The 19664-nt window shown below is 72.0% G+C and carries 17 protein-coding genes; 2 read left to right on the top strand and 15 right to left on the bottom strand.

Translation table 11 applies throughout. From position 1 onward, the window contains the following. Window positions 1-26 precede the first annotated feature (26 nt). Window positions 27-818, bottom strand: a complete 792-nt coding sequence (locus tag V4F39_RS25345; protein WP_332293025.1) for an SDR family oxidoreductase — start codon at window positions 816-818, stop codon at window positions 27-29. 174 nt (window positions 819-992) lie between these two features. Between V4F39_RS25345 and V4F39_RS25350 the strand changes: the two genes are divergently transcribed. Further along, complete coding sequence (locus V4F39_RS25350; protein WP_332293026.1) at window positions 993-2711, top strand: tannase/feruloyl esterase family alpha/beta hydrolase; 1719 nt, start codon at window positions 993-995, stop codon at window positions 2709-2711. A gap of 46 nt (window positions 2712-2757) precedes the next feature. Then, the gene (locus V4F39_RS25355) at window positions 2758-4722 is read left to right on the top strand and encodes a helix-turn-helix domain-containing protein (RefSeq protein ID WP_332293027.1); all 1965 of its coding nucleotides are present in this window, start codon (window positions 2758-2760) and stop codon (window positions 4720-4722) included. Here the strand turns inward: V4F39_RS25355 and V4F39_RS25360 are convergent, their stop codons facing one another. From V4F39_RS25360 to V4F39_RS25425, 14 genes are all read right to left on the bottom strand, one after another. After that, complete coding sequence (locus tag V4F39_RS25360) at window positions 4723-5856, bottom strand: glycerol dehydrogenase (protein ID WP_332293028.1); 1134 nt, start codon at window positions 5854-5856, stop codon at window positions 4723-4725. It abuts the gene before it with no gap. Then, window positions 5857-6627 carry an SDR family NAD(P)-dependent oxidoreductase gene (locus tag V4F39_RS25365; protein WP_332293029.1) on the bottom strand — a complete coding sequence of 257 codons (771 nt, stop codon included), beginning with the start codon at window positions 6625-6627 and terminating at the stop codon, window positions 5857-5859. 4 nt (window positions 6628-6631) lie between these two features. Next, complete coding sequence (locus tag V4F39_RS25370; protein WP_332293030.1) at window positions 6632-7483, bottom strand: carbohydrate ABC transporter permease; 852 nt, start codon at window positions 7481-7483, stop codon at window positions 6632-6634. Continuing rightward, window positions 7480-8364 (bottom strand): carbohydrate ABC transporter permease, encoded by an 885-nt coding sequence (locus V4F39_RS25375; protein ID WP_332293031.1) that lies wholly within the window; start codon window positions 8362-8364, stop codon window positions 7480-7482. The genes V4F39_RS25370 and V4F39_RS25375 overlap by 4 nt, the downstream gene beginning before the upstream one ends. A gap of 10 nt (window positions 8365-8374) precedes the next feature. After that, window positions 8375-9688, bottom strand: a complete 1314-nt coding sequence (locus tag V4F39_RS25380; protein ID WP_332293032.1) for an ABC transporter substrate-binding protein — start codon at window positions 9686-9688, stop codon at window positions 8375-8377. Window position 9689: 1 nt separating this feature from the next. Beyond that, window positions 9690-10799 (bottom strand): ABC transporter ATP-binding protein, encoded by a 1110-nt coding sequence (locus V4F39_RS25385; protein WP_332293033.1) that lies wholly within the window; start codon window positions 10797-10799, stop codon window positions 9690-9692. A gap of 3 nt (window positions 10800-10802) precedes the next feature. Next, window positions 10803-12341 carry a xylulokinase gene (locus tag V4F39_RS25390; protein ID WP_332293034.1) on the bottom strand — a complete coding sequence of 513 codons (1539 nt, stop codon included), beginning with the start codon at window positions 12339-12341 and terminating at the stop codon, window positions 10803-10805. After that, a complete protein-coding gene (locus V4F39_RS25395; RefSeq protein ID WP_332293035.1) occupies window positions 12325-12624 on the bottom strand; it encodes a hypothetical protein in 300 nt (99 codons plus the stop codon). Before V4F39_RS25395 ends, V4F39_RS25390 begins: the two co-directional genes overlap by 17 nt. Next, window positions 12621-14123, bottom strand: coding sequence for an FAD-binding oxidoreductase (locus V4F39_RS25400; RefSeq protein WP_332293036.1), 1503 nt, complete (start codon window positions 14121-14123; stop codon window positions 12621-12623). Before V4F39_RS25400 ends, V4F39_RS25395 begins: the two co-directional genes overlap by 4 nt. 148 nt (window positions 14124-14271) lie before the next feature. Beyond that, complete coding sequence (locus V4F39_RS25405) at window positions 14272-15303, bottom strand: LacI family DNA-binding transcriptional regulator (RefSeq protein WP_332293037.1); 1032 nt, start codon at window positions 15301-15303, stop codon at window positions 14272-14274. A 72-nt stretch (window positions 15304-15375) separates the two neighbouring features. Beyond that, window positions 15376-16134 (bottom strand): fumarylacetoacetate hydrolase family protein, encoded by a 759-nt coding sequence (locus V4F39_RS25410; RefSeq protein WP_332293038.1) that lies wholly within the window; start codon window positions 16132-16134, stop codon window positions 15376-15378. A gap of 23 nt (window positions 16135-16157) precedes the next feature. Next, window positions 16158-17564: an amidase gene (locus V4F39_RS25415; RefSeq protein WP_332293039.1), complete on the bottom strand. Its 1407-nt coding sequence runs from the start codon at window positions 17562-17564 to the stop codon at window positions 16158-16160. After that, the gene (locus tag V4F39_RS25420) at window positions 17561-18595 is read right to left on the bottom strand and encodes a TRAP transporter substrate-binding protein (RefSeq protein ID WP_332293040.1); all 1035 of its coding nucleotides are present in this window, start codon (window positions 18593-18595) and stop codon (window positions 17561-17563) included. Before V4F39_RS25420 ends, V4F39_RS25415 begins: the two co-directional genes overlap by 4 nt. Before the next feature lie 31 nt (window positions 18596-18626). Beyond that, on the bottom strand, window positions 18627-19661 hold the full coding sequence (locus V4F39_RS25425; protein WP_332293041.1) for a TRAP transporter substrate-binding protein: 1035 nt from the start codon (window positions 19659-19661) through the stop codon (window positions 18627-18629). Window positions 19662-19664 lie beyond the last annotated feature (3 nt).

The raw sequence follows: 19664 nt of genomic DNA on the forward strand, positions 1-19664 counted from the left end.
TCTCCTGTAGGTATGGGGGTGGTCGGTCAGAGGTACTCGACGTTGCCGTCGACGCTGATGGCTTGTCCCGTGACGTTGCGCGCCGCGGGCGAACACAGGAACAGCGCCATCGCCGCCACGTCGTCGGTCGTGACCATGCGGCGCAGCGAGATCTTGTCGAGGTAGGCCTGGCGCGTGGCCTCGACGCTGGCACCGGTGGCCGCGGCGCGCGCCGCGATCACCGCGTTCATGCGGTCGCCCTCCACCGTGCCCGGCAGGATGGCGTTGGCGCGCACGCCGTGCGGGCCCAGCTCGATGGCCAGCGATTGCGACAGGCCGACCAGGCCCCACTTGCTGGCCGCGTAAGGCGTGCGGAACGGATAGCCCAGCCGCCCGGCGACCGAGCCCATGGCGATCAGGCAGGGATGGGCCCGGGAGGCCTTCAGCAGCGGAACCGCACGGCGCGCGAAGTAGTACTGGCTGTTCAGGTTGACGTCGATCGTGCGCACCCAGCCGTTCTCGTCGAGCGACTCGATGGGGCCGGTGGGGCCGGCGATGCCAGCGTTGCTCACCAGCACGTCCAGGCCGCCCAGCGCCGACCGCACGTCGTCGAACACCACGTCCACATCGGCCGGCACCGCGGCGTCGGCCACGCTGCCCGTGGTGCCCGGGTGGTCGGCGATGAACCGGGCGACCGCGGCGGCATCGATGTCGCAGATGTGCACCCGCGCGCCGGCATCGCGGAAGGCCGCGGCCACGGCGGCGCCGATGCCGCTGGCGCCGGCGGTGACGAGGACCCGGAGGCCGGGGGCGGGGCGCAGGGTGTCGAGGAGGTGCATGCAGGTGTTCCGTGGCGGTTGCCCGCAGTCTCCCCGCGCATCGCCCGCGCCCCTATGTCACCGGCGCACATGCCGGCGGCCGTGCGCTGTGTTCTTCGAGTGCATCGGCCCCCATGCACCGCCCCGGCCTTCCTACGATCGTCCCGGCCTTTCCAACGACCACAGGAGACGACGATGAAGAATGCACACCCGCGCAGCCTGACGCTGTTGATCTGCAGCGCGAGCCTGGCAGCCTTGAGCGCGTGCGGCGGCGACGGCGACGGCGACGGCGAGCCCGCCCCCCCGGCCGCCATGCCGCGGGCCTGCGCCGACCTGGCGGGCCTCGCGATCCCCGCCGCCGCCATCGGCCTGCCGACGCAGGGCGGCAGCATCACCGAAGCGGTGGTGGTGCCCGCCGCCGGCACGGGGGTGGCGGCGCTGCCCGAATACTGCCGCGTCACCGGCAGCATCGCGCCGGTCGACGGCACGGCGCCGAACATCGTGTTCCGCGTGGCGCTGCCCTCCGCCTGGAACGGCAAGGCGGTGATGTTCGGCGGCGGCGGGCTGGACGGCACCGTGCCCAACGTGGCAGGCAACGTGCCGGCCGGCCCGACGGACCAGCCCGTGCCGCTGGGCCGCGGCTACGCCACCTTCGCCAGCGATTCCGGCCACCAGGCCAACGCCGCCGGCTCGCTGGACGGGCGCTTCCAGCTGAACGACGAGGCGATGCGCAACTTCGGCGGCCAGGCGCTGAAGAAGACGCGCGACGCGGCGGTGTTCGTCATCGAGGCCCGTTATGCGGCCGGCGAGCCCGCACGGGCCTACTTCGCCGGCGGCTCCACCGGCGGCCGCGAGGCGCTCTCGGTGGCCCAGCGCTGGCCGGCCGACTGGGACGGCATCATCGCGTGGTACCCCGCATGGAACCAGCTCTCGGCCATGCTGGGCGGACACCGCTCGAGCCGGGCGCTGGCGCAGCCCGGCGCCTACCCCAACACGGCCAAGCGGGTCCTGGTGCGCGACGCGGCGCTGGAGGCCTGCGACGCGCTGGACGGCCTGGCCGACGGGCTCATCGGCAACCAGGTGCGCTGCAACGCGGTGTTCGATCCCGCCACCGCCTCGCTGCGTGGTGCGCCGCTGCGCTGCCCCGGCGGGCTGGACAGCGGCGACACCTGCCTGTCGGATGCGCAGATCGCGGCGCTGAAGACGATGAACACCGAGACGCGCTTCAACTTCTTCCTCGCCAGCGGCTCGCAGGGCTATCCGGGCTACAACGTGTGGGGAGCCGACCTGGGCATCACCACGAACCCGTCGCCACTGCAGCCCACGGTCACCTTCCTCAACCTCGGCACCACGCCGCCCGCGATGCCGATGCCGCCCACCGCGCCCTACATCAGCCAGCAGCTCGACCAGGTGATCAGGTACGGCGTGACGCGGGACACCGCCTACGACAGCCTGTCGCTGGACCCGGAGAACCCCGGTCCCTGGGCCGCCCGCCTGAGCGAGCTGAGCACCCTGCTGGACGTGAGCAGCGACCTCTCCGCCTTCATGGCCCGCGGCGGCAAGCTGCTGCTGGCCCATGGCCTGTCGGACGTGCTGGTCAGCTCCCGCGCCACCGCGCAGTACTGGCAGCGGCTGCGCGCCGCCTTCGGCGACACGGCGGTCGACAGCTTCGCGCGGTACTACGAGGTCCCCGGCTACGGGCATGCGGTGAGCACCACGTTCAACGCGACCTGGGACTCGCTGACCGCCCTGGAGCGGTGGGTGGAGAACGGCACCGCGCCGGCCAACCCGGTGACGACCGACACCGCGGGCGTGCCCGGCCGCACGCGGCCGCTGTGCGACCACCCGAAGTGGCCGCAGTACAAGGGCTCGGGCGACGCCAACACGGCGGCGTCCTTCACCTGCGCCAACTGAGCGGCCGCGCCGTCCTCTGCTAGCCTGCGGGCCCGCAGGAGCACGCATGAAGAGCAGTCCCCCGACCGACGACATCCTGTACCTGGGTTGCGATCTGGTGAGGCTGCTGCACCAGGGCGCCGGCGCGGACGAGTTCGCGCAGCGCCTGGCCCGGGTGGAGGCGGCGCCCGCCCTCCCGGGCGACCGCAACGCCCTGGTGGAGACCGTGCGCATGGCCATGGCGGTGCGCAACCGGATGGAGCAGCTGCAGCAGCGCGAGCGCGGCATGCTGGCGGTCATCGAGTCGACGCAGGACCTGTCCAGCCGGCTCGACCTGACCGACCTGCTGCAGGCCATCGTCAGCCGGGCGCGCCGGCTGATGAGCGGCGAGGTGGCGTGGCTGTCGATCTACGACGCCGAACGCCACGAGTTCCGGGTGGTGGTGGTGGACGGCGCGCTGGCCAACAGCACGCAGCACATGGTGGCGCGGCGCCAGCACGGCGTGGCCAGCGTGGTGCTGTCCACGCGGCTGCCCTTCTCCACCACCGACTACCTGAACGACGACCGCTTCGAGCACGACGCCGCGCTGGACGCCACCTTCCGCGCCGAAGGCATCGTCTCGCTGGTGGGCATCCCGCTGGTGCACGACCACGAGGTGATCGGCCTGCTGTTCGTGGCCGACCGCTACCACCGCACGCACGCCGCGCAGGACATCGCCATCCTGGGCGCGCTTGCCACGCATGCGGCGGTGGCGATGCGCAACGCGCGCGACTTCGACCGCGCCAATGCGGCGCTGGAACATGCCGGCCAGTCCCGTGCCCGGGTCGAGCAGCACCTGCGCAGCATCCAGGCCGCGGCCGAGGCGCACGAGCAGATGACCTCGCAGCTGGCGCGCGGGGCCTCGCTCGCCACGCTGTGCCAGCTCGTAGCGCAGCTCCTGGACGGCGCGGTGCTGGTGATGAACGAGGCGGCGCAGGAAGTGAGCGCCGGGCGGTGCGACGGCTACGACAGCCCGGCCCTGCTCGGCTACTCGCCCAACGGCGCGCACAGCGCCGCGATCGGCCAGGCCCTGCGCGAGAGCCGGCGCAGCGGGCGCTCGGCGGTGGCCTGCCGGATCGGCGACGAGACCTGCCGCGTGATGATGGTGTTCGGCGGCCACGACGTGCTGGGCGCCATCGCGCTGTTCCACCGCGGCGAACGCGACGAGTTCAGCGTGCGCACCTTCGAGCGCAGCGCGGCCATCGTGGGCGTGGTGCTGCTGTCGCAGGAGCGCATCGAAGCCGACAAGAGCCGCAGCGCCACCACGCTGCTGCGCTCGCTGGTCTCGATCCGGCAGGAGGCCGCGGCGGTGCTGGCGAACCGGGCTGAGCGCTTCGGCCTCAACCTTGCGCAGCCGCTGTCGCTCCTGCTGCTGGTCGCCGAGACGCCCAGCGCGGGCTTCGTGGCGCGGCGGCTGCGCCACCTGCCGCCGCTGGCGCAGACGCTGGTCGACGAGATGGACGACGTGGTCGTCGTCCTCAGCCACGGCGCGCAGGCCGCCGACGTCCGGCTCGCGGTGCAGGCCTGCCTGCGCAACGAGCTGCGTGCGGTGCACCGCGGCGTGCTCTCGCGCCCGGTGAGCGGCGTGGCTGCGCTGCCGGGGCTGTACGCCTCGCTGCGGCGCGCGCTGCCCGTGCTGGAGCAGCTGGGCATCCGCGGCGACATCGTCGGCCAGAACGAGCTGGCGCTGTACTCGGTGCTGTTCGAGACGCACGACCGCGCCAGCCTGGCGGAGTTCATGCACGCCACCATCGGGCCGCTGCTGGACTACGACGGCAAGCGCGGCACCGACCTGGCGCTCACGCTGCTGAGCTACTTCGACAACAACCAGAACGCCAAGACCACCGCGCAGCAGCTCGGCATCCACGTCAACACGATGCGCCAGCGCCTGATCACGATCGAGTCGCTGCTCGGCCACTGGGGCGTGGCGGCGCGCGCCCTGGAGCTCCACGTGGCGCTGCGCCTGTGGCGCATCACCGAGGCGACGGCGTGATCACCCCGCGGGGCGTTGCGCCTGCAGCGCCCGTCCCCGCGCGTCCGCGGCCAGCACCGCCTGCGCGATGGCGGGCGCCGTCAGGGGCCGCTCGAAGTGGCCGATGTACGGCGCCTGCATCGTCAGCCGGGCCACTTCGTCGAGCAGGCCGGCAGGCAACTCGGCCTGGCCCAGCCCCTCCAGCGTCACCGGCAGCCCCAGGCCGAGCAGCAGCGCGGCGTGCGCGGCCTGCTCCGCCTCGGGCCGTTGCTCCAGCTGCAGCTGCACCATCGTCCCGAAGGCCACCATCTCGCCGTGCAGCGCGCCGGCCAGGGACGGCACCGCGGTCAGCCCGCGCAGCAGCGCATGGGACAGGGACAGCCCGCCGCTCTCGAAGCCGAGGCCGCTGAGCAGCACGGTGGCCTCCGTCACCGCCTCCACCGCCGCGTCGCACTGCTGCGCGGCCACCGCGGCCAGCGCCTGCGCGCCGTGCCGCACGATCACCGCATGGCAGCGATCGGCCATCACGCCGGCGATGTCCGGCGGCCGGCCGCCGAAGAAGTTGCGACCGCCCGAGCCCGCGCATTGCGCCGCCTCGAAGCGCTTGGAGATCGCATCGCCGATGCCGGCGCGGAAGAAGCGCAGCGGCGCCCGCACGATGACCGCGGTGTCGACCAGCACCACGTCCGGGTTGCGCGCGAGCATGTCGACGCCGACCAGCCGGTGGGCTTCGTCGTACAGCACGATGAGCCGAGAGGTCGGGGCATCGTTGGACGCGACGGTGGGCGCGACCAGCAGCGCGGCGCCCAGCTCGCGCGCCACGCCCTTGGCGGTGTCGATCGTCTTGCCGCCGCCGAGCGCGATCACCGCGTCGGCCCCGGCGGCACGCGCCTGCGCCGCCAGGTCGGCCACCGCCGCGCGCGTGCATTCGCCGCCGAAGCGCAGCCGGCAGTGCGGGAGCCCCGCGGCCGCCAGCGCCTGCGGCACCCGGTCCCCCAGCTGCCGCTCGACCACGTCGTCGCTGACCAGCACCGGCCGCCGCGCGCCCAGCTCCGCGGTGAGCGTGCCCAGCAGCGACAACGCGCCCGGGCCCTGCACGTAGCGGCCCGGGAAGCCGATGACGCACATCGCACCGATCGTGACGGGCTCGTCCATTCAGGCCTCCCAGGCGAAGTCGCGGCGGCCGCCGTCGATGCACAGCAGCGCGCCGTTGATGAAGGCCGCCTGCCGCGAGCACAGGAAGGCCACCGCGGCCGCCACCTCGTCGGGCCGGCAGGTGCGGCCCACCGGGTTCTGCCGGGCGAGCAGCGCATGCATCTGCGGCGTGAAGCCGGCGATGAGGTCGGTCGCCACGTAGCCCGGCGCCACCGCGTTGGCCGTGATGCCCATCGCCCCCACCTCCTTGGCCAGGGTCCGGGTGAAGCCGGCGATGCCGGCCTTGGCCGCGCTGTAGTGCGCCACGCCGGGCCGGCCCCCGCCGGTGAAGTTCATCGACGAGGTGTTGACGATGCGGCCGAAGCCGTGGGCGGCCATCGCCGGGATCGCCGCGCGGGACCAGAGGAAGGTGCTGTCCATGTGCACGCCCAGCATGCGCTGCCAGGCTTCGTAGGGCATGTCGGCCACAGGCCAGGCGGGCTTCACGCCGATGCCGGCGTTGTTGACCAGGATGTCCAGCCGGCCGCAGCGCCGCACCACCTCGTCCACCACCCGGCGCGCGGTGGCTTCGTCGGCGGCGTCGCCCGCGAAGGGCTCGACCCGGGCGCCCGCGGCCCGCAGCCCGGCAGCGGCGGCCTCGGCCGCCTCCCCGTCCAGGTCGACCAGCGCCAGCACGCAGCCTTCGGCGGCCAGGGCCTGCCCCTCGGCCAGCCCGATGCCGCGCGCCCCGCCGGTGACCAGCGCCACCCTGCCCTGCAACCCGAAGTCCATCGCCCTACCCCTTGACCGCGCCCGCCGCCAGGCCCTGAATGAAATAGCGGCTGAGGAACACGAAGATCACGAACAGCGGCGCGGCGATGAGGGTGGCGCCCGCCATCACCTCGCCCCAGCGCGCATCGAAGGTGCCGAGGATGGCGGCCAGCCCCACCGGCAGCGTCAGGTTCGAATCGCTGGAGACCAGCACGAACGAGAAGACGTAGTCCGTCCACGACAGCAGGAACGCGAAGATCGCCACCGTCACGATGCCCGGCAGCGACAGCGGCAGCACCACGCGCACGAAGGCGCCCAGCCGAGTGCAGCCGTCGACCATCGCCGCCTCCTCCAGGTCGAAGGGCATGCCCTTGAAGAAGCCCCAGAAGAGCCACACACCCAGCGGCAGCGTCAGCGTGCAGTGCGCCAGCACCACCGACAGCAGGTGGTCGGCCAGCCCCATGCGCGCGAAGATCGACAGCATGGGGATCGCCAGCAGCAGCGGCGGGAACATGTAGGCGTACAGCATGCCGCCGACGATGGCCGACTTGCCCCGCACCCGGTAGCGCGTGACGGTGTAGGCGATCACGATCGACAGCACCAGCGTCACCGCCACCACCACCGAGGCCACCACCAGGCTGTTGCGGAACTGCTGCGCGTAGTCGGTCAGCTGCAGCAGCATCGTGTAGTTCTCGAACTGCCAGTCGATGCGATCGGGCAGCAGCTTCGGCGGCGCGAACAGGTCGCGCGGCGGCCGCAGGCTCGACACCACCATCCAGTAGATCGGGAACAGCGACCACAGGCACATCAGGCCGGTGCCCAGCCACAGCGCGGCACGCGCCCAGAACGGCATGGCGCCGATGCGTCGGTCGATCATGAGGCCGCCTTGTCGTCGAGCGGAAACCGCCAGAAGTAGATCGCGATCATCACGGACAGCACCAGGAACGACAGCGTGGCCACGGCCGCGCCGCCGCCCACGTCGAACTGGTTGAAGGCCTTGCGGTACGACAGCACCGGCAGGTGCTCGGTGGCGCCCAGCGGCCCGCCCTTGGTGAGCAGCCACACGATGTCGAACTTGTTGAACATCCAGATCGAGCGCAGCAGCACCACCACCAACAGCACCGGCTTGAGCATCGGCAGCGTCACATGCCAGAAGCGCATCCAGGCGCCGGCGCCGTCCACCCGCGCGGCCTCGTAGAGGCTCGAGGGAATGGTCTGCAGGCCGGCCAGGAAAGTGATGGTGACGAACGGCGTCCAGGTCCACACGCTGGCGATGATGACCAGCAGCGCGGCCGACACCGGGTGGTCGTACCAGGCCGGCCGGCCGAAGCCCATCTGCTGCGCCCAGAGCGTGAAGAGGCCGAAGGCGCCGTCCAGCAGCCAGTGGGCGGTGACCGCGATCACCACGGTGGGCAGCAGGTAGGGCAGCACCGCGGCGCCGCGCACCAGCGCCCGCCCCGGGAACGGCCGGTTCAGCAGCATCGCGAAGCCAATGCCCAGCACGAGCTGCAGCCCCATCGCGACCACCGCGAAGCCGAGGCCGAGCGCAAAGGCCTTCCAGAACAGCGGGTCGGCCAGCACCCGCGTGTAGTTGGCGAGCCCGACGAACTGCCGCTCGCTGACGAACGACTGCGCCTGGTAGAACGACAGCTGCACCGCGTGCAGCACCGGCACCGCGATCAGCGCGCCGACCAGCACCACCGACAGCACGAAGGCCGCCAGGATGATGCGGTCGGTGGGCGTGGTGAAGCCGCGCATCGCCGCCGCGTCAGGCCAGCGCGGCCTTGAGCTTGCGCACCGCGAGCTCGGTCGCCTCCGGCGCCGGCATGTCCTTCAGCAGGCGGTTCTGCAGCGCCTCCATGATGCCGAAGCTCTCGAACATCTTGCCGGGCCGCACGTCGGGCGCCGGGCCCTCGGTGTCCACCGAGCGGATCACCACGTCGTCGCGCGTGAGGATGCTGCGCATGAAGTCGACCAGCTCGCCGTGCTTCTCGATCAGCGGGTGCGCGCGCCAGCGGCGGTCGTCGTACACGTCCATGCGCGGCGGCTGGAAGTGCAGCGGCGCCGAGTGCAGGAAGTTGATGTACTGGTTCTCGGTGAACCAGGCCATGAACTTCATCGACTCCTCGCGCATCGGCGTGTCCACCACCACCCAGCCGTCGTAGCCGTGGTTCACCGCCACCTGCTTGCCGGCCGAATCGGGGTACATGAAGAAGCCCGTCTTGCCCGCCAGCTCGGGGCTGCGGTCCTCCAGCACCTCCATCAGCCGGCCGGCGTACGGCACCATCGCCGCCTGGTTGCCGGAGTACTGGCCGATCACCGTCGCGAACAGCGCCTGCGACATGCCGGGCGGCATCGACGGCGACAGCTTCTTCATGAAGTCGAGGTAGGCCGCGAACTTCTGCCGCATCGCGGGCGTCTCGAGCAGCAGCGCGAACTTGTCGTCGAGCAGCTTCACGCCGTCGGCCCACATGTAGCCGATCGACATCCACTGGCCCGCGCCGTTGGAGCCGATCGGGTGCGAGATGCCGAAGCGCTGCCCGTCGGTCAGCGCCTTCGCGTTGTCGAGCACCTGGTCCCAGGAGGTCGGCACCTTCAGGCCCTTCTGCTCGAACAGGTCCTTGCGGTAGTACATCCAGCAGAAGTTGTAGTCGTAGGGGTACCAGTAGTCCTGGCCCTTCACCGGGAAGCGGATGCGCGGCCCCCACTTGTGGCGGTTCATCAGTTCCGTCAGCGGCACCAGCTTGTTGGCCTGCGCCAGCAGCACCACGTGGGCCACGAAGATCAGGCCCGAGATGTCGTAGGGCGTGCCGGCGGAGATCGAGGCCTGCAGCTTGTCGTACACCTGGTCGGGCGGCACGGTATCGACCACCACGCGCACGCCGGTGGCACGCTCGTACTCGGCCGCGGCCACCTTCATCGCGCGCACGTTGTCGCGGCCCGGCTCGCAGTTGAGGAAGCGCAGCGTCTTCTGCTGCGCGTTGACGAAGGGTGCGGCCAGACCCGTGAGCGCCGCGGCGCCCAGTGCCTTGGTGATGCGGCGGCGTTGGGCGCCCGCGCTGCGCTTGTCGTGGTCGAACATGTCATCCTCCAGCGTGGTTGGACAAGGCCCGGCCCATCGAGGCGCCGGTTTCGGAATCGAAGAGGTGCAGGCGCTGCGCATCGAGGCCCAGCGTGCGGGTGTCGCCCCAGGCCACGGCCTCGTCGCGCGACAGCATCGCGCGCAGCCGCAGGCCCTCGGCCTCGAACGTGGCCAGCGTGTAGGCACCCATCTGCTCGACCTGCACGGCCCTGGCCGCCAGCGCGCCGGGCGTGCCGGCGGCCACGGGCAGCACATGCTCGGGCCGCACGCCCAGCACCACGCGCCGGGCGTCCGGCGACGCAGGCTGCAGGTGCGCCGGCAGCGGCAGCAGCAGCGGACCGCAGCGGACCTGCAGCACGCCGCCCTCCCGCGCGAGGGCGCCGTCCAGCAGGTTCATCTCCGGTGCCCCGATGAAGCCCGCGACGAAGCGGTTGGCCGGCCGGTCGTACACCTCCAGCGGTGCGCCCACCTGCTGGATGCGGCCGTCCTTCATCACGACGATGCGATCGCCCAGCGTCATCGCCTCGACCTGGTCGTGCGTGACGTAGATCATGTTGGTCTTCAGCGCCCGGTGCAGCCGGGCGATCTCGTCGCGCATGCGCAGCCGCAGCTTGGCATCGAGGTTGGACAGGGGCTCGTCGAGCAGGAACACGTCGGGCTCGCGCACCAGCGCCCGCCCGAGCGCCACGCGCTGCATCTGCCCGCCCGACAGCTGCCGCGGCTTGCGCTGCAGCAGCGACTCCATGCCCAGCATCTGCGCCGCCCACTGCACCCGCTGCTCGATCTGCGCGCGTTCCTGGCCGCGCATGCGCAGCGCGAACGCGAGGTTCTCGTAGACCGTCTTGTGCGGATACAGCGCGTAGTTCTGGAAGACCATCGCGATGTTGCGGTCCTTCGGCTCCAGGCGCGTCACGTCCTTGCCGCCGATCAGGATCTGGCCGGCACTGGTGTCCTCCAGGCCCGCCACCATGCGCAGCGTGGTCGACTTGCCGCAGCCCGAGGGACCCACGAACACCGTGAGCTCGCCGTCCCGGATGTGCAGGTCCAGCGGATGCACCGCGGTCACGTTGCCGTAGGTCTTCTCGACCTGCTTCAGAACGATCTCGGCCATGCCTCAGGCTCCCGCCGCCGCGCTGCGCGCGAAGTCGTGCAACCGGTGGTTGATGCCGGCCAGCGCCTGCTGCGTTTCCTTGTAGAGGCCGAACAGGTCGTCGTAGAGCGCCCTGCGCGCCGGATCGGGCTCGTGCACCGCACGGCTGCCCTGGCCATGGCGCGCGGCGCTGCGCTCGTCCTCGAAGAAGCCGCAGGCCACGCCCGCGAGCAGCGCGGCGCCGAACGATGCGTCGGTGACCGCGGGCAGCACGATGCGCACGCCCAGCGCATCGGCCACGACCTGGCGCCAGGTGGCGCTGCGTGCGCCGCCGCCGACGATGCGGGCCTCCACCATGTCGAGGCCCTGCGCGCGGAACTCGCCCAGCACGTCGCGCAGCGACAGCGCGATGCCCTCGTACAGCGCGCGCACGAAGTGGCCGGGCTCGTGCCGCAGCGTCATGCCCACGAAGTCGGCCCGCAGCAGCGGATCCCAGTAGGGGGCGCGCTCGCCCTGCAGGTAGGGATGGAACAGCAGCCCGTCGGCCCCCGCGGGGGCCTGCGCGGCCAGGCGGTCCATCTCGGCGAACACGGCGGAGCCGCTGTCGCCGGGCCGCGCGAAGAAGCGGTCGCGCAGCCAGCGGTGGGCCGAGGCGCAGCCGTTGGTGCCGGTGATGGTGTACCAGAGCCCGGGAATCGCGAAGGGGTAGTTGATGAGCGTCGGGTGCACGCGCGGCTGGTCGCCGACGATGCTGACGGTGCCCGCCGTGGCCAGCTTGACCACGCCGCAGCCGGGCGCATCGGAGCCCGCGCCATACGACTCGCAGGAGGTGTCGGAGGTGCCGCACACCACCGGCGTGCCGGCCGGCAGGCCGCAGGCGCGGCTGGCCGCCTCGGTCACCGCCCCCACCACGTCGGTGGGCGCCACCACCGGCGGCAGGGTGGACACGTCCCAGCCCGCCATGGCGCACAGCTCGGGCGACCAGCGGTGGCCGGCGTGATCCCAGAGCAGCGTGCCGACGGCGTCGGTGACGTCGGTGTGCCAGTCGCCGGTGAGCTGCGCCCGCAGCCAGTCCTTGGCCACGTAGACGTGCCGCACCGCATCGGCCACCTGCGGCTCGTGGCGGCGCAGCCACCTCAGCTGCGGCAGCGTCCAGGTGGGCGTGGGCCGGTTCAGCGCGACGGACAGGATGCGCGCGCCGTGCGCCTGCTGCAGCTCGGCCGCCTCCGCGCCGCTGCGCTGGTCGTTCCACAGGATGGCCGGCCGCAGCACACGGTGCTGCGCGTCGGTGAGCACCGGCGTGTGCGCGCCGGCGCTGAACGCCACCGCCCGGACCGACGACGCCGGCAGGCCGGCATCGGCCAGCGCACGGGGCACCGTGTCGCACAGCGCCTGCCACCAGTCCTGCGGGTCCTGCTCGCTCCAGCCCGGCTGCGGCGTGCGGGTCGAGAAGTCGCGCGAGGCACTGCCGCGCTCGCGTCCGAGGCCGTCGACGACGGTGGTCTTCAGGCTGCCGGCACCGATGTCGATGCCCAGCACCGACGACTCAGCGGGACTGTGCATCGGCCGGCTCCTGCTGGCTGCGGAAGGCATCGATCGCACCCGCGATGTCGAAGCCGTAGGGGCATGCCGGCCGGCAGGCATGCGCGGCGGCGGTGCGCGCGAGCGCCCGGCGCGTGCCCTCGTCGAACGGCAACGCGCCGTCGATCACGGCCAGCGCGATCAGCGACAGCGCCGACGGGGTTTGCGATTCGGTCTGCAGGCCGTCGTCGCCCGCCGGCACCGCGCGCCGGCAGGGGTTGGGGCAGCAGGCGCAGAAACGGAACAGGTCCCGGCCTTCGATCACGATGCATGCTCCCCGGTGGTGCCGCCGGCGGCGGCGATGTCGACCGCCCCTGCCCGCCCGCGCAGGGCGAGCTTGCCGGGCACGAACAGGTTGGCGGGGTCGAGGTGGTCCTTCAGGCCCTGCAGCAGCTCCAGCCCCACGCCCAGCTCTTCCTTCAGCCACGGATTGCGGAACACGCCCACGCCGTGGTGGTGGCTGATCGAGCCGCCCAGCGACAGGCACACGCGCTGCGCCACGTCCCACGCCTGGCGATGCAGGCGCAGCGCCTCGTCGCGGGCCATCGGCGGCAGCCGCAGCGTCATGTACTGGCAGGCGCCTTCCGGGTACACGTGCGACCAGTGCGTGCCGAAGTACATGCCGGGCGACAGCGCGCGCAACCCGTCGCGGATGCGCTCGTACATCTGCGGCAGCTGGCTCCAGCCGCCGGTGACCTCGATCGTGTCCATGAAGTGGTCGCGCGACTGCCACTGCGGCGAGTAGGACTCGTAGCGGTGCTGCATCCAGTGCCGGTAGGGGCCGTCGGCGAGCACCACGCCGCCCTCGCCGGCCACGATCTCGAGCGCCAGGTCGCGCTCCAGCGCGGCGAGCCGGGGCAGCCCGCAGAACTCGAGGATCGCCAGGATGGGCAGCGCGGCCCCGATGCCGGCCTCCTTGCCGCGCTGGGCCGATTCCTCGGCGTCGTAGAGCCGCACCACGGCCGGTCGCAGCTCGCGCTGCATCACCGTGCGCAGCGCGTCCAGCCCCGCCTGCAGCGAGGGGAAGCCCAGCACGACGCCGTGCCGCGCTTCCGGCAGCCGCCACACGCGCAGGGTCAGCTCGGTGATGATGCCGAAGCTGCCTTCGGAGCCCACCAGCAGGTCCTTGACGCTGGGGCCCACCGCGCGGCGCGCCACGGGCCGAACACGCAGCTCGCGGCCGTCGGGCAGCACCGCAGCCAGGCCGAGCACGATGTCCTCGATCTTGCCGAAGCGGGTCGAGTTCTGGCCCGCGCCGCGGCACGCCGCCCAGCCGCCCACGGTCGACATGTACAGCGATTGCGGCAGGTGGCCGCAGGTGTAGCCGCGGTCGTTGAGCCAGGCCTCGAACTGCCCGCCGTTCATGCCGGCCTGCACCGTCACGCTGGCGTCGGTCTCGTTGAGCTCGATCACGCGGTTCAGGCGCTTCAGGTCGACCATCAGCTCATGGTCCAGCGGCACCGTGCCGCCGAGCACGCCCGAGCCTGCGCCGAAGGGGATCAGCGGCACGCCCTGCGCGCGCGCCAGCCGCACCACGGCCTGCAGCTCCTCGATGCCGCCCGGGCAGGCCACCGCGGTGGGCAGGGTGCCGGGCAGGTCGCCATCACGCACGTGGAAGGTGGCGTAGGGCAGGCGGTCGCGGGCGTAGGCCCACAGGTCGGCGGCGGAGGTCAACAGATGGCCCTCGCCGAGCAGGCCGGCCAGCGGCTCCAGCCAGGCCGGCGCCCGCTGCGCGCGCAGCCCTTGGGCCAGCGGCTGGCTCATGCCGCACTCCGTTCCGCGCGGACCGGTGGTGACGTCAAACAAGGCATCTGGACTCCTTGATAAAGCGATGCCCGAGTTGAGCAATCGATTTTCCAATCATCGGATCGCGCCCCCGTGCCGTCAACGGGAACCTCCTCGGGACTTCTAGCTAGGGGCGACTACCTAGCGGGGCGGCACAGGATTGCCGTGCGACGAGCCGCTCGATCGGCAGCGTGCACTCGACCTGCCCGATGCGGCCCTCGAGCAGGTCGATCAATCCGTGGGTCGCCACCGAGCCCATCTCCCGCAGGGGCAGCCGCACGGTGGTCAACGGGGGATGCAGCATGTCGGCGATCGCGGCGTCATGGATGCCCACGATCGACATCTGCGACGGCAGTTGCAACCCGGTGGCATGGAGCACCTTCATCGCGCCGGCCGCCGTCAGCACCGTGGCCGCGACGATGCCGGTGAAGCCGGCGCCACGGCCGAGCAGCTCGCGGATCGCGGCTTCGCCGCCCTCCACGGTGTAGCCGGCGGCCACCACGAGCGACGGATCGAACACGAGGCCGGCGGCTTCCAGCGCCGCCCGGTAGCCGGCCAGCCGGCGCGTGCCGTTGTAGCCCTCGGTGCGGCCGGCGAGGTGCGCGATGCGGCGGTGGCCCAGCGACAGCAGGTGCTCGGTGGCCACGCGCGCGGCGGCGAAGCTGTCGAACACCACATGGTTGGCGATGCCCTCCAGCTTGCGGTTGATCACCACGAAGGGCACGGTGCTGCGTGCCAGGGCCGATGCCAGCACGGCCTCGTCCTCCAGCGTGGCCACCAGCAGGCCGTCGACGCGGCTGACCGCGGCGAGCGCCTCGTACAGGCGGGCATCGCCGTCGGCCTCGCCGGAATGCGAGATCAGCAGCGAATAGCCGCGCTCGCGCGCCGCGGTCTCGGCGCCGAGGATGATCTCGGGGAACACGGGGTTTTCCAACTGCGGCACCGCGATGCCCAGCATGTGCGAGCGCGCGGTGCGCAAGCCGCGCGCCAGCGCATTGGGGCGGTAGCCCAGGGCCTTGGCGGCCGCCAGGATGCGCGCCCGCGTGTCCGGCCCCACCCGCACCGCCGCATCGCCGTTGAGCACCTTCGATGCGGTGGACGCATTGACGCCCGCAGCGGCCGCCACATGGGCCAGGGTGACCACCCGTGCAGTTGGCATCGATCCCGTGCTCCGTATCCCCGATCCTGCAAGATTGTGATCGAGTCGGCCGCGGCGCCTGCAGGGTCGTGGCTACACGCGCACGCTCGCGCTGCCCATGCCGTCAAACACCACCTCCACGAGGTCGCCCGGCCGGGCGAACGGCAGCCCGCACCAGGTGCCCGTCGTGACGACGGTGCCGGCCTTCACCACCGCGCCGTCCCGCGTCGCATGGCGCAGCCAGGCCGGCAGCAGGAAAGCCGGATCGCCGAGCGAATGGGTGCCGGTGAAGCGCTGCTCGGCGCCGGGGCCGATCGTCACACGGCAAACCTGGCGGGCCCAGTCCCTGGCCTCGAAGGGCCGCCACGCGCCGAGCACCAGGGCGCCGTGGGACTGCAGGTCCGCGAGCTTGCACGGCGCCGGGGCCTCGATGCCTTCGGCCCAGCGCGATTCGACGATCTCGATCGACACGCACATCGCATCGACCCAGGCCCGCGCCGACTCGACGTCCAGCCCGGCCGCCTGCCGCGCATCGACATCGCGGCCGAGCCGCAGCGCCACCTCGGCCTCGATGCCCCGCAGCCGCAAGGGCCAGGCGCTGCCCGACGCCGGGCTGGCCCACGCGCCCGGGGGCGGCAGCGGCGCATGCGTCAGCACCGCCTCGCGCGAGGGGCCGCCGCTCTTCCAGTGGCTCGGGGGTGCCGAGGCGAACCAGCCGAGTTCACGCGCGACGCCGGCCTGCACGGCATACGCCGCATCGTCGTCGGCCAGCGGATGCTGGGCGGCGGAGACGGCACCGCCACTGCGGCGGGCCTGGACGAGTGCCTGGACGGCGCTGGAGATGGGATCCATGGGGAGGTATCAGGTGGCGGGTGTCACAGTGTGGGCCATCGGTGGGCCCAGGGCGCACGCTGCTCGTAGGCGGCCGCGAGGTCGAAGAGCATGTCGTCCTGCCCATAGGGACCGATCAGCTGGATGCCGATCGGCAGCCCTTCGCGCGAAGGCGATGCCGGCAGCGCCAGCCCCGGCAGGCCGGCCGCGTTGACCCAGCCGGTGTAGGCCGCGTGCCCGCGCGGGCCGACGGGCTGGCCGTCGATCACCGGCGGATAGGCCTGGTCGGCAGGCCAGGGCAGCGCGGCCGCCGCCGGCATCACGATGACGTCGCAGCGTTCGAACATCGCGGCGCTCTCGCGCCGAAGCGCCCTCACCCGCTCCATGATCTGCCACACGCGCGCACCACCCACACGGCGCCCGGCCTCGGCCGCCTCGCGGTACTTGGCGCTCGCCTGGGCCTCCCAGTCGGGATGGTCGTCGAACATCGCCGCCAGGCCCACCTGGCCGATCTGCTGCCACGCCTGCATCACGAAGCCCACGTCCAGCGGGAGCGCGCCACGCTCCACGCGGTGGCCCAGCGCCGCCAGGTGCGCCACCGCTTCGGCGCAGCTGGCGGCGATCTCGCGGTCGAGCGGGTTGGCATCGAGGTGCTCGACGTAGAGGATGCGCAGCGGCCCGCCGCGGCGGGGCTGCGCCGCCGCCCAGGCCGCCGCCATCGACGAACGGTCGGCCGCCGCCGGCCCGCGCAGCACCTCGAACAGCAGGCGTGCATCGGCCACCGTGCGGGCAACCGGCCCGATGCAGTCGAAATCGAGCAGCAGGCCCGGCAGGGCGTGCTCGCGCGGCCAGGCGCTCAACGACGGCTTGAGGCCGACGAGCCCGGTGTGCGACGACGGCCGGCGGATCGAGCCGCCCCCGTCCTGCGCGATGGCCACCGGCCCGATGCCGGCGGCGACCGCGGCGACCGCGCCGCCGCTGGAGCCGCCCGGCGTGAGCGCGGGCGCCCAGGGGTTGCCGGTCACGCCGTACACCGGGTTGGCCGTGTAACCCTCGTTGGCGAACTCCGGCACGTTGGTCTTGCCGAGCAGCAGGCCGCCCGCCTGCCGCGCGCGTGCCGCCGCCAGCTCGTCGTGGCCGATGCAGTGGTCCCGCAGCGCGGGCGTGCCGCAGGTGGTGGGCATGTCGGCGCTGTAGAGGCTGTCCTTCAGCGTGAGCGGCACGCCGTCGAGCGGCGACAGCGCCTGCCCCTGGGCATGGCGCTGCGTCGAGGCCTCCGCCTCGGCGAGCACCGCCTCGTCGCGCCGTGCCACCACGGCGTTGATGCGCGGGTTCACGGCGTCCAGCCGGTCGAGCACCGCACGCACCACCGCGGTGGGCGTCAGGCTGCGCTCGCGGTAGCGGCGCTGCAGTTCGGTGGCGCCGAGGCGCCAGAGCTCGGCCTCGCTCACTTGATGCCCACCACCGGGCCGAGCACCTGCTTCCAGGTGGCCGAGCACTTGTCGTAACTCTTGTCGCACAGCTCGCTCCAGGTGGGCAGCGAGACGGTGGTGAGCGCATCGCGCACGAGCTGGATGTCGGCCGGCGTCACGGGCACTTCCTTCAGCGCGTACTTCTTCACCGTCTTGCAGGGGTCCTTGCCGACGTTGCAGCGTACCGCGTCTTCGTACAGCTCGCGGGAATAGGACCAGAGCTCGCCCTCGAACTTGCGGAAGGCCTCGGCCAGCTTGCTGCGCTGGTCGGGCGTCATCGCGTTCCACTTGCTCAGGTTGATCGCGTAGGCGTTCAGCGCGATCTGGAAGCCGATGGGCATGAAATGCGTGGTCACCTCCGTCCAGCCCGCGGAGTTGGCGGAGCTGGGACCGGTGATGGCGCAGTCGGTCACGCCGCGCTCGAGCGCCTGCTGCGTCTCGCCGAACGGGATGGTCACCGGGATGCCGCCGAGCTTCTCGATGAACTTGGCGAGCGACTGGTCGTACACCCTCACCTTCTTGCCCTTCAGGTCCGCGAGGCCGCCGACCGGCACCTTGCAGAACAGCACCTGCGGACCGAAGGGGTAGATGCCCAGCAGTTTGCCGCCGTGGCGCTCCTGCAGGCGCTTGTCGAACGCCTCGCGGTAGGCGTCGACCACCTTGCGCGCAGTGTCGTAGTCGGTCGACAGCCCGACCACGTCGGGCCCCAGGAAGAACGGCTCGTCGCGAGAGACCTGCGCGAGCCGCAGCGTCACGATGTCGAACAGCCCCGACTTCAGCACCCGCAGGCCGTCGGCGTCCTTGACGCCGAGCACGTCCATCGGCTTGTAGTCGATGTCGATCGGCAGGCCGGTGTTCTTCGCGAACTGCTCGAAGAAGGGCTGCTCCTTGGTCTGCTGGATGAGGCCGGTGGCCACCAGGTTGCCGGCGGCGCGCAGCTTGAGGTTGTCGGCCTGCGCCGGCAGGGCGAGCGCGAGCGCCGCCGCGACGAATGTGAAGTGGGCTTTCATGAGGGTTCCTCTGTCTTGAACGGTTGACGGATCACTTCAGGCCGATCACCGGCCCCAGCGCCTGCTTCCAGGTGGCCGAGCACTTGTCGAACGACTTGTCGCAGATCTCGGCCCACAGCGGCAGCGACACCGAGGTGAGCGCGTCCCGCACCACCTTCCGGTCCGCGGCGGTGGCGGGCACCTCCTTCAGCGCGTAGCGCTTGCCGTTGCAGGGCTGCTGGCCGACGTTGCAGCGCGAGGCGTCGTTCCACAGCTCGCGCGAGTAGGCCCAGGTATCGGCCTCGTACCGCTTGAAGGCCGCGGCCAGCTTGGCCTGCTGGTCGGCCGGCAGCGCCTGCCACTTCTTCAGGTTCATCGCGTAGGCGACCAGGTGGATCTGGAAGCCGATCGGCATCACGTGCGTGGTCACCTCGGGCCAGCCCGCGGAATTGGCGGAGCTCGGGCCGGTGATGGCGCAGTCGGCCACGCCGCGCTCCAGCGCCTGCTGGGTCTCGCCGAAGGCCAGGGTCACCGGGATGCCGCCGAGCTTCTCGATGAACTTGGCCAGCGACAGGTCGCTCACGCGCACCTTCTTGCCCTTCAGATCGGCCAGCCCGGTGACGGCGCCCTTGCAGAACAGCACCTGCGGCCCGAACGGGTAGGTGCCGAGCAACTTGGCGCCGTGGCGCTCCTGCAGGCGCTTGTCGAAGGCCTCGCTGTAGGCGTCGACCACCTTGCGCGCGGTGTCGTAGTCGGTCGACAGCCCGACGAGGTCGGGGCCGAGGAAAAAGGGCTCGTCGCGCGAGACCTGCGCGAGCCGCAGCGCGACGATGTCGAAGAGGCCCGACTTGATGATGCGCAGGCCGTCGGCGTCCTTCACGCCGAGCACGTCCACGGGCTTGTATTCGGCATCCAGCGGGAGCCCGGTGTTCTTCGCGAAGTTCTCGAAGAAGGGCTGCTCCTTGTGCTGCTGGATCATGCCGCCCGAGACCAGGCTGCCGGCCACGCGCAGCTTCGGGTTGTCGGCATGGGCGTGGGCGGCCGCGAGCGCGAGCGTGGCGGCGGCGAAGGCGAGCTTGAGTTTCATGGG

The sequence above is a fragment of the Aquincola agrisoli genome (assembly GCF_036621135.1).
Lineage (GTDB): Bacteria > Pseudomonadota > Gammaproteobacteria > Burkholderiales > Burkholderiaceae_C > Aquincola > Aquincola agrisoli.

Excerpts from the sequence above, each read along its gene's own strand:
- V4F39_RS25345 (WP_332293025.1), bottom strand. The coding sequence starts at position 818 with ATGCACCTCCTCGACACCCTGCGCCCCGCCCCCGGCCTCCGGGTCCTC.
- V4F39_RS25350 (WP_332293026.1), top strand. The coding sequence starts at position 993 with ATGAAGAATGCACACCCGCGCAGCCTGACGCTGTTGATCTGCAGCGCG.
- V4F39_RS25355 (WP_332293027.1), top strand. The coding sequence starts at position 2,758 with ATGAAGAGCAGTCCCCCGACCGACGACATCCTGTACCTGGGTTGCGAT.
- V4F39_RS25360 (WP_332293028.1), bottom strand. The coding sequence starts at position 5,856 with ATGGACGAGCCCGTCACGATCGGTGCGATGTGCGTCATCGGCTTCCCG.
- V4F39_RS25365 (WP_332293029.1), bottom strand. The coding sequence starts at position 6,627 with ATGGACTTCGGGTTGCAGGGCAGGGTGGCGCTGGTCACCGGCGGGGCG.
- V4F39_RS25370 (WP_332293030.1), bottom strand. The coding sequence starts at position 7,483 with ATGATCGACCGACGCATCGGCGCCATGCCGTTCTGGGCGCGTGCCGCG.
- V4F39_RS25375 (WP_332293031.1), bottom strand. The coding sequence starts at position 8,364 with ATGCGCGGCTTCACCACGCCCACCGACCGCATCATCCTGGCGGCCTTC.
- V4F39_RS25380 (WP_332293032.1), bottom strand. The coding sequence starts at position 9,688 with ATGTTCGACCACGACAAGCGCAGCGCGGGCGCCCAACGCCGCCGCATC.
- V4F39_RS25385 (WP_332293033.1), bottom strand. The coding sequence starts at position 10,799 with ATGGCCGAGATCGTTCTGAAGCAGGTCGAGAAGACCTACGGCAACGTG.
- V4F39_RS25390 (WP_332293034.1), bottom strand. The coding sequence starts at position 12,341 with ATGCACAGTCCCGCTGAGTCGTCGGTGCTGGGCATCGACATCGGTGCC.
- V4F39_RS25400 (WP_332293036.1), bottom strand. The coding sequence starts at position 14,123 with ATGAGCCAGCCGCTGGCCCAAGGGCTGCGCGCGCAGCGGGCGCCGGCC.
- V4F39_RS25405 (WP_332293037.1), bottom strand. The coding sequence starts at position 15,303 with ATGCCAACTGCACGGGTGGTCACCCTGGCCCATGTGGCGGCCGCTGCG.
- V4F39_RS25410 (WP_332293038.1), bottom strand. The coding sequence starts at position 16,134 with ATGGATCCCATCTCCAGCGCCGTCCAGGCACTCGTCCAGGCCCGCCGC.
- V4F39_RS25420 (WP_332293040.1), bottom strand. The coding sequence starts at position 18,595 with ATGAAAGCCCACTTCACATTCGTCGCGGCGGCGCTCGCGCTCGCCCTG.
- V4F39_RS25425 (WP_332293041.1), bottom strand. The coding sequence starts at position 19,661 with ATGAAACTCAAGCTCGCCTTCGCCGCCGCCACGCTCGCGCTCGCGGCC.